1 rRNA gene is annotated in these 545 nt (G+C 43.9%); it reads left to right on the forward strand.

Features of this window, described 5'->3' with window-relative positions:
- The first annotated feature begins 171 nt into the window (after positions 1-171).
- Positions 172-286: ribosomal RNA gene (gene rrf / locus HUS62_RS22415) — 5S ribosomal RNA — on the forward strand.
- The last annotated feature ends 259 nt before the right edge of the window (positions 287-545 follow it).

Genomic DNA, 545 nt, shown 5'->3' on the forward strand with positions numbered 1-545 from the left:
AGCCATTAAGCTAACCTGTACTAATTACCCGTGAGGCTTAACCATACAACGCCAAACGCGTTTTATGACAGCGTAACAGACAGAAGTTAAGACACTAAAGTAGACATTTACTTGATATCAGAATTCCAGATTTATTAATTTGCTCAAAAGAGCGAATTAAAACCAAATTTGCTTGGTGACAATAGCGTTTTGGACCCACCTGACCCCATGCCGAACTCAGTAGTGAAACGAAACAGCGCCGATGATAGTGTAGCAGCTGCTATGTGAAAGTAGGTCATCGCCAGGCTCCAAATTAAAGAAAGCCCGATTCGAAAGAGTCGGGCTTTTTTGCGTCTGGAGCTTTCAGCCAGGTAGGTTGGGTAGAGCGGAGCGAAACCCAACATGAGTTAGCGAGTTACAAGTTAGCAAGGGTAAAGTTGAATTGTGTGGTTGTTTAGTACAGAGTCACCCTCAGCAACAAAACCCCGTAGGAGATGTATGGACTCCTCCCCCAAATGGGGTGAGTACGGTATAAAGAGATTGGACAATTACTTTTACCAATAAGG

It is taken from the genome of Pseudoalteromonas sp. 0303 (assembly GCF_013349995.1).
Lineage (GTDB): Bacteria > Pseudomonadota > Gammaproteobacteria > Enterobacterales > Alteromonadaceae > Pseudoalteromonas.